Origin of the sequence: Synechococcus sp. O70.1 (genome assembly GCF_047462215.1) — a bacterium.
Classification (GTDB): domain Bacteria; phylum Cyanobacteriota; class Cyanobacteriia; order Thermostichales; family Thermostichaceae; genus Thermostichus.
The window spans coordinates 1-8,373 of record NZ_JANSIT010000029.1 but is presented as its reverse complement, the minus strand read 5'-3'; the positions used below and the strand labels follow the sequence as shown (position 1 = coordinate 8,373).

Sequence of the window (8,373 nt, the reverse complement as noted above, 5' to 3'; positions counted from 1 at the left end):
CTATCTCTGACTTCACGGGCGACGGCACGGTTGACTGCAAAGATGCGGCGGTGCTGTTTGCCGTAGCCACGTTGGGCACGGAGGCGCCTGCGGCCAAGGTTAACGGCTTTTTGTCCGGCACCCTGAAGCTTCCCGAGGTGAATGTTACTCAAACTCAGTTGGATACCCTCTTCAAGACTCCAGCAACGCCGACCCCGACGCCAACTCCCACACTTACTGTAACACCCACCCCGACGCCGACCCCGACGCCAACTCCCACACTTACTGTAACACCCACCCCGACTCCGATGCCAGACATGGCAGGGCCGTTAGGAGCCAAGTTGCAAGAAGCCAACAAGGCCTTCCGCGATGTAGTTGCTTCTGAAATGCAAGTGGCTGCGCGTCAAGCGGGCGTGAAGATCTACACAGACAACTTCGTCGCCATTCCGCTTGATGATGGCAGCTCCGTCGTGGTGAATGCGGGCATCGCCGGGGTGGAGAACCTGACGCTTGAGCAATTGGCGAAGGGCGCCGATGTGCTCTTCACCTTCCTGCGGGTGCCGCAAGGCTCCCCTATGCCTTCGGGCTTCTACACTGTGCGGTTTTTCCAAACGCCGGGGACAAGGCAATGGAAGGCGCAGTTCAGGAACCTGGAAGGACAGGTGGCGCTGGAGACAGACGCGGAGGTAGGGCCGGGAGACCCCGCACAGATAGAGATACCCAAACCCAAGCTAACAGGGGGCGTTTTTATAGACCCAAGAAACCCAATAACCGGCAGTAGAATTGAGATTGATATCCACTGGGAAAAGGGCAATGCTAAGGCATCAGTGCGGCTGGGCACAGGTGGACCTGACCCAACCCCCTTGCCGGCAGAGGGTCAGGTAATCGCGCAGGCAACCGCGAACTTTTACGAGGCAGCCCGCATAATAGTCAACACCATCAAGAACAATTCGTACAGGCAGGTCATCATTGGCTCAAGGGATGACAACTTGGTAGTCCACACGGTCTTCCAGGGCGTGGAAGAGCTGACGCTGGACGAGTTGGCCAGGGGGCAGGATGTGTTCTTTGGCTACTTCCGGGTACCGCAAGGCTCTGGGATTCCTGCTGGCTTCTACACGGTGCGCATCGCACGACCTGCCACGGGCGAGTGGCTTGCACGCTTTGTAGATGCAAAGGGAAATACGGTGAAAGAGGTGCCAGCGACAGTGGGCCGTGTGGAGCCACCAGCACAAAACGGGAGGGGGAGGTTGACAATAGAAATAGGCCCGGATGAAATATGCATTGATTTCCGCATTGGTCACATTGTCATTAAGGCTTGTAGTGTAGGTTAATCTTTTGAAGGGCACCATCGCTTTCTCCGCTGACGGAACTTTCTTCAAGGTCAGTGGCACCGGAACCTTCTCGGCGTCTTACCTCTCGTGCGGATGAGGACATTCAAGGGGGCATCGGGTGATCAGTCAACCGCTCGGTGCCCCTTCCTTATGTCTCAGGCAATCGCAGAGAAGTGTCATAACTTCGGACTTTGCGGATGTCGCCGACGCCCTGCAAATTCAGATTCCGTGCTTCTCCAAAAGCACCCACGAAATGCTGACAAATAGTGGATGGCAATAGGAGGTATTACCATCCTAGCCGACTCTCTGAAGCCCAAACGCAAGCTCTTAATCTGGGATATTGTCTCTGGCTGGTCAGATAACGGTCAGAACAAGGGGCAATTGATGCCTGCCTTGAACCGCATCGGCACCATCAGAGAAGATGAAGCAGTGATTTGTGTCTTGAAAGACTTTAACCCTACCCTGAGAAATTCAGAACGCTCGGATAATTATCCCGTCATTCGCTACCTGAAAACTTTAGCTAGGCAGAGCCGCAGCAGCCGCAAATCCATTATTCTCATGGGGCCAGAAGCAGTTGTACCCTCAGACCTGAGAGGAGAAATGGTGGTCTGTGACTTTCCCTTGCCCAGCACTTCTGAAATTGAACGAATTATCACCAGCGTTATCCCTCCTAATCTACTGCAGGTGAGCGGTCTTGCTCTTGAGCAACTGATCCGAGCCTGCGAAGGACTTACCCGACAGCGTGTCGAGCGGATTCTGGCCCGCGCCTTGGCTGCCAAGGGCAAGGTCAACGAGGGCGATATCGATCTGGTTCTGGAGGAAAAAAGCAATACATTCGCCAGACGGAAATCCTGGAATTTTACAGCCCTTCGGAAACCTTGCAAAATGTCGGCGGCCTGGAAAACCTCAAAGCTTGGATTAGAGAGCGCCGCAACAGCTTTAGTGTCCAGGCCCATGCCTATGGCCTACCAAGCCCCAAAGGGATTTTGCTGGTTGGCATTCAGGGTACTGGCAAATCCCTCTGCGCCAAAACCATAGCTCGCGAGTGGCGCATGCCTCTGCTTAGGTTGGATGTGGGGCGGCTGTTCGGTGGGATCGTTGGCGAAAGCGAAAGCCGCGTGCGCCAGATGATCCAAATTGCCGAGGCGATGGCCCCCTGTGTCTTGTGGATTGACGAATTGGATAAAGCCTTTGGCGGCATCAACAGTGAGTTTTCCGGGGATTCAGGCACCAGCAAACGGGTCTTTGGCAGCCTCATTACCTGGATGCAGGAAAAGACCAAACCCGTTTTCATTGTGGCCACTGCCAACAACGTCCGCATCTTGCCGGCTGAGTTGCTGCGCAAAGGTCGGTTTGACGAGATTTTCTTTGTCAATTTGCCAAACCAACGAGAGCGGGAGGAGATCTTTCAAGTCCACATCCAGCGACTGCGGCCCAACCGCGTGCGCGATTTCTCCTACACCGAGCTGGCCGTGGCAACGGAAGACTTTAGCGGGGCAGAAATTGAACAGGCTATCTATGACGCCATGCACATGGCCTTTAACCAAGATCCACCCCGCGAGTTTACCCAAGAGGATATCCTCAAGGCCATTCGCCAAACCGTCCCTCTAGCCGCTATTGCCCGCGACCAAATTCAAGACTTGAAGGCATGGGCTGCTGAGTCGGGAGCTCGAACCGCCTCCCAGGATCAACGGTTGGTTCAAGAGCTGCAAACCCTGGCTCAAAGGAGAGGGCTAGGCCCCATTGAAGTCGATAGCCCCTCTTCCGCTCTGAAAGACCTATAGCAACTTGGCAGTGACCTGCTCATCCCGGCGCAGGCGAGGGGGAAGGGGCTGGGCTCAGGCTAGACTGGTAGGTACAACCGGCAAGATGAGGATCCATGGCAGCAAAAGCGGGGGCAAGACCATCTCCAGCGGGGGGGGAGGAGCGGAACTGGCCTGCCGGCTTTTGGAACAGCCAGGAGGAGCCCAAGGAGGCCTGTGGAGTATTTGGCATTTTGGCCCCTGGGGAGGAGGTAGCTAGACTAGCCTACTTTGGGCTGTTTGCCCTGCAGCACCGTGGCCAAGAATCGGCGGGGATCGCCACTTTTGAAGGAGCTTTTTGCCGAGTACACAAGGCGATGGGCCTAGTTTCCCAAGTTTTCGACGAGGTAAACCTGGCCCAGCTCAGCGGCGACTTGGCAGTGGGCCACACCCGCTACTCCACCACTGGCTCTAGCCGCGCGGCCAACGCTCAGCCGGTAATCGTGGAAAGCCGCCTGGGGCCGCTGGCTTTGGCCCACAACGGCAACTTGGTCAATGCCGAGGAGCTGCGCAAAGAACTGGAAGCTGCCGACCGCCACCTCACCGGCAGCACCGACTCGGAGTGCATTGCCCACGCCATTGCTCAGGCAGTCAATCAGGGCCAAGGGTGGGTAGAAGCCACCTGTCAGGCTCTGCGCCGCTGCCGTGGGGCTTTTAGCCTGGTCATCGGCACCCCCGAAGGGCTGATTGGAGCGCGGGATCCCTACGGCGTGCGCCCGCTGGTGTTAGGACTTTTGAGTAGCAACCCCACCAGGCAGGAGCTGCTGCAGCCGCAGATGCTGGGTAGCCCCAATTGCCCCGAAGCCCCACGGCTGCACTATGTCTTAGCCTCCGAGACCTGTGCTCTGGATATCATCGGAGCCGATTACCTGCGCCAGGTGGAGCCGGGGGAGCTGGTGTGGATTGACCGGCAGGGGCTGCAATCGGTGCGCTGGGCGGAGGCCAACCCTAAACTGTGCATCTTCGAGATGATCTACTTTGCCCGCCCCGATAGTTGCATGCATGGGGAAAGCCTCTACTCCTACCGGGTGCGGCTGGGAGAACAACTGGCCAGGGAAGCTCCGGCAGAGGCCGACTGGGTGATCGCGGTGCCCGATTCCGGCACCCCGGCAGCCATTGGCTATGCCCGCCAGACAGGGATCCCCTACACCGAGGGGCTGATTAAAAACCGCTATGTAGGCCGCACCTTCATTCAGCCCACCCAGTCGATGCGGGAGCGGGGCATTCGCATGAAGCTCAACCCCCTGGAAGATGTGCTGCGGGGGAAGCGAATTGTTATTGTGGACGACTCGATTGTGCGCGGCACCACCAGCCAGAAAATCGTCAAGGCCCTGCGCCAGGCGGGGGCCACCGAAGTTCACATGCGCATCTCCAGTCCGCCGGTTACCCATCCCTGCTTCTACGGCATCGACACGGACAGCCAAGACCAGTTGATTGCCGCCAGGTATTCGGTGGCAGAAATTGCTGAGAAAATCGGGGTGGACTCTTTGGCCTACCTGAGCTGGGAAGGCATGCTGGCGGCCACAGGCCAGGATCCCAATTCTTTTTGCTCTGCCTGCTTTACCGGCCACTACCCCATTCCTGTCCCAGAGGGGCTAAAGCGCTCCAAGCTCGCTCTGGAGACAGCAGCCAGCCGCAAAGATCGCTAGCCAATGCTGGAGAGCCTGCGGAGGGAACATGACCTTGCGCCTGCGCCAACTGGGGGATCCCATCCTGACTCAAGTAGCTGAGCCGGTCACTGAGTTTGGAACGCCGGCTTTGCAAAACCTCATTGAAGAAATGCTTGCCACTTTGAAAGAGGCCCAGGGGGTGGGCTTGGCGGCCCCGCAGGTGGGATCTCCCCTCCAGGTCATCATTGTGGCCTCCCGTCCCAACCCTCGCTATCCCGACGCTCCCCAAATGGAGCCGCTGGTGATGCTCAACCCCCGCCCCTTGGCCTTGAGCGACGAGCAGGTGCTAGGGTGGGAGGGCTGCTTGAGCGTGCCCAACTGCCGTGGCCTAGTGGCCCGTGCCCGCGAGGTGGAGGTGGAGTACTACACCCCAGAAGGTGTCCGGCAGAGAGTGACTTGGCAGGACTTCCCAGCACGAATTTTCCAGCACGAGTACGATCACCTCTTGGGCCGGTTGTTCCTGGATCGGCAGCCGCAGCAACTGCTGACGGAAGCTGAGTACCAGGCCCAGATCCACAGCTTGGCCGGTGGCAAAGAAGAGCAACAATTGCCACCCTGACAAAAGCCTGCAAAGGCAGAGCAGTCAGCGTCCTAGTCAGCCCACCACCTTCTGCACTGCCTGCAGCCGCCCCAAGGCCCAGCCTCGCCGGTGCAACAGGGCAAAAGAGGTCAGTAAATCTGGCCCCTGCAGCTCGCCGGTCAAGGCCGCCCGCAAACTTTTCATGAGCAAGCCCTTTTTCATCCCCTGGCTTTGGGCCACCTGGTCCACCAGTGGCTGCAGGCTCTCAGCAGTAACTGGCTGAGGCAGCTCGGCAGCAGCCAACGCAGATGCCATGGCTGCCATTGCCTCTGCCACTCCCGGCAAGCGCAACTGTTCCAGCGCAGGCAAGCTGTAGCTAAGGGGCTCTACGAATAAAAAGCGACTTAGGGGAGGGGCCTCCGCCAGGCGGTCGATGCCGTCAGCCACTAGGCGAGCCACATCCTCTAGCCAACTGGAATCGGGCACCGATCCCAGGTCAAACCCCGCCGCCTGCCAAAAGGGAGTCAGTCGCTCCACCAACTCCGCTGGCGAAAGCCGCTTGATGTACTGGCTGTTGAGCCAGTTCAGCTTGTCCCAGTCAAAGCGGGCAGCAGCCCGGTTGACTCGGTCAAAGTCAAACAGGGTAGCTGCTTTTTCCAACGAGAAAATTTCTTCCCCATCTGGGGGAGACCAACTCAGCAAAGCCAGGTAGTTTTTGAGGGCCTCGGGCAGAAAGCCCATTTGCTGAAACTCGGTTACCGAAGTGGCTCCATCCCGCTTGGAGAGCTTCTTCCCCTCTTGGTTTAGGATCAGGGGGGAATGGGCAAACTGCGGCGGTTCATACCCCAGCGCTCGGTAGAGCAAGATCTGCTTGGGCGTGTTGCCAATGTGGTCTTCGCCACGGATGACGTGGGTGATTCCCATGTCAATATCGTCTACCACCACTGCCAAGTTGTAGAGAGGGTAGCCATCCGCCCGCGCGATGACCATGTCCCCACCTAAGTCCTGGGTGTTCCAGGTAATGGGGCCGCGGATGAGATCCACCCACGAGACCTCCATCGGCTCCTCAATCTTAAACCGGATCACCGGCTGCCGCCCCTCAGCTTCGTAGGCCCGTCGCTGCGCCTCGGTGAGAAAACGGTGGCGGTTGTCGTAGCGGGGGGCTTTGCCAGCGGCCTTTTGGGCAGCCCGCATGGCTTCCAGCTCCTCCTCAGTGACATAGCAGCGGTAGGCCAGCCCCCGATCTAGAAGCTGCTGCACCACTTCCCGGTAGCGCGCCATGCGGTTGGACTGGTAAATGGGCCCTTCGTCCCAGTCCAGCCCCAGCCAGGCTAGCCCCGCGAGGATATTACGGGTGTAGCGGGGGGAAGAGCGCTCGCGGTCAGTGTCTTCGATGCGCAGGATGAACTGGCCACCATGGCGGCGGGCATAGAGCCAGTTGAACACTGCTGTCCGGGCTGTGCCAATGTGCAAGTTGCCAGTTGGGCTGGGGGCAAGGCGAACGCGAACACTCACAGGCAACGCTTCCTAAAGAGGGCATCCCGATCCTAGTCAGCATTGGGATCCCTTGTCATGTTGGAATCCGTATGCGGTTGCCAATCGAAGCAGTTTGGGTAGAATCCGCCTTAGCTGCCAGTCAAGCGGTAAGCTCCCCGGGAGTAAAGGTTGATGGGCAGCGCCCAGATCTTCCCGTGTTGAGGAACAAGCTGTAGCGTAAAGGGAATTACGGAACATGCGTCTAGCCTTGGCGATGGTTCTAGGGTGTTTAGCCGCCGGGATCCCGGCAAGGGGTGTCTTTGGCCAAATTGCCTATCCTTCTTACCCGGTGGGGAATACCTTGGATGAGATTCTGTTGGATAAGGGCAGGGAGGTGGATCCAGTGGCTTTCCCTGAAGAGGTGGTGCGCTCCCAGGCCAAGCGAGCCACTGCCTTCTTCACCGCTTTGCTAAACCAGCGCACCAACATCCCACCCTTGCGCTCTTTGGATTTGCCTAGCCCCTATCAAGCCTCAGTTCGTACTCAGGCCGGCTATTACCGCGTCACCCAGACAGAGCCTGTTTTGGACGCTGAGATCCTCCGCTAGGCAAGCCGAGGAGTGGGAAACCAGGAGAGGCTAAGGTTGGCTGGTAGCGTTTCTAGCTGCCTATGCCTGCCCAACCCAAGGTGAAAGCTCCTTCTAAGGGTGTGGATCCCCGCCAATTCACTGCAGCTGATGTGGCAGCTATGGCGGAGCGACTGGAGCGCAACGAGTACCCTAACCTCTTCGACTGCCTGGAAGACTGGCGCCTACTGCAGGCCGTTGCTTTTTACTCTCCCAAGCTGGTGGCTCCTTATGCCTACTTGTTGGAGTGGGGAGAAGTGGATGAAGATTAGAGCTGCCTCTGAGTTTCTCCTTCAGCCTGCTTGACCAGGTGGGCCTAGTCGGGGCGGGTCCAGTTTGGCCAGCTTGGAATGGCTTTCTCGAAGGTCTTGGATCTTGCGGCTATTGGCGGCACTCTGCTCGGGCGTCCAGGCCAGCAGTTTTTCTACCCGAATCCAAGCAGCCTTGGCTCCGGTTGTTCACTGCCTTTCGGAGCTACAAACCCATCCCTGCCAGCGTGTCGATCAGCTGCTCCAGGATCAGGGTGAGGTTGGGGTGAGAGGTTTCAAACAAGGCCAGTGCTTCTTCCAGGCGATCCTTTAGCCCTCGGTCTTGTTGGCTTCCCATCTCGGCCAGCAGCGCTTCCACTTCCCGACAGATGGCGGCAATTTGCTGCCGTTGCTTTTCCTCCAAGCCAGAGGCCTTTTGCAGCTCAACATCAAGATCATGCAGCAGCTTGCGCAGTCTTGATTCGGCCATTCTCAAGTCCCACCACCTTGCCCTAATCAAATCATACGGCTTGCCCGAGAATCTCAGAGGTGGAAGCGCCCTTAGCTAAGATAGGCAGCAACCTGGCTTCTGCTGCTCTGGGCCGATAAGGGATGGGGCAAGAACGCACCGTCTGGGTGAGGTGAGGGAACCGATGGTTGGGGCTTTTGTCCGACCGGCTAGAGGAGCGGTGGGAGTAAGCTGGGGGTGAACTCCTGGGGGG

Annotated in this window: 8 protein-coding genes and 1 pseudogene; 7 read left to right on the top strand and 2 right to left on the bottom strand. The window is 58.1% G+C overall.

Translation table 11 applies throughout. The annotated features are described in order from the left end of the window. The 5 genes and pseudogenes from NW833_RS11020 to def all read left to right on the top strand — a co-directional run. A pseudogene (locus tag NW833_RS11020) lies at positions 1–1,310 on the top strand (hypothetical protein); the annotation flags it as partial. 270 nt (positions 1,311–1,580) lie between these two features. Continuing rightward, positions 1,581–2,348, top strand: coding sequence for a hypothetical protein (locus NW833_RS11015; RefSeq protein ID WP_414412494.1), 768 nt, complete (start codon positions 1,581–1,583; stop codon positions 2,346–2,348). After that, positions 2,297–3,094, top strand: a complete 798-nt coding sequence (locus NW833_RS11010) for an AAA family ATPase (protein ID WP_414412493.1) — start codon at positions 2,297–2,299, stop codon at positions 3,092–3,094. The genes NW833_RS11015 and NW833_RS11010 overlap by 52 nt, the downstream gene beginning before the upstream one ends. A gap of 95 nt (positions 3,095–3,189) precedes the next feature. Continuing rightward, positions 3,190–4,761, top strand: coding sequence for an amidophosphoribosyltransferase (gene purF, locus NW833_RS11005; protein WP_414412492.1), 1,572 nt, complete (start codon positions 3,190–3,192; stop codon positions 4,759–4,761). A gap of 28 nt (positions 4,762–4,789) precedes the next feature. Beyond that, the gene (def, locus tag NW833_RS11000; protein WP_414394330.1) at positions 4,790–5,341 is read left to right on the top strand and encodes a peptide deformylase; all 552 of its coding nucleotides are present in this window, start codon (positions 4,790–4,792) and stop codon (positions 5,339–5,341) included. 36 nt (positions 5,342–5,377) lie between these two features. On the opposite strand, the gene gltX is transcribed toward def, so the two are convergent. Beyond that, a complete protein-coding gene (gltX, locus tag NW833_RS10995; RefSeq protein ID WP_414412491.1) occupies positions 5,378–6,817 on the bottom strand; it encodes a glutamate--tRNA ligase in 1,440 nt (479 codons plus the stop codon). Between the two features lie 217 nt (positions 6,818–7,034). Between gltX and NW833_RS10990 the strand changes: the two genes are divergently transcribed. Then, the gene (locus NW833_RS10990; RefSeq protein WP_414412490.1) at positions 7,035–7,385 is read left to right on the top strand and encodes a hypothetical protein; all 351 of its coding nucleotides are present in this window, start codon (positions 7,035–7,037) and stop codon (positions 7,383–7,385) included. Between the two features lie 62 nt (positions 7,386–7,447). Continuing rightward, positions 7,448–7,675 (top strand): DUF2555 domain-containing protein, encoded by a 228-nt coding sequence (locus NW833_RS10985; protein WP_414412489.1) that lies wholly within the window; start codon positions 7,448–7,450, stop codon positions 7,673–7,675. Between the two features lie 202 nt (positions 7,676–7,877). Here the strand turns inward: NW833_RS10985 and NW833_RS10980 are convergent, their stop codons facing one another. Then, positions 7,878–8,141 (bottom strand): DUF4404 family protein, encoded by a 264-nt coding sequence (locus NW833_RS10980; RefSeq protein ID WP_414411065.1) that lies wholly within the window; start codon positions 8,139–8,141, stop codon positions 7,878–7,880. Positions 8,142–8,373 lie beyond the last annotated feature (232 nt).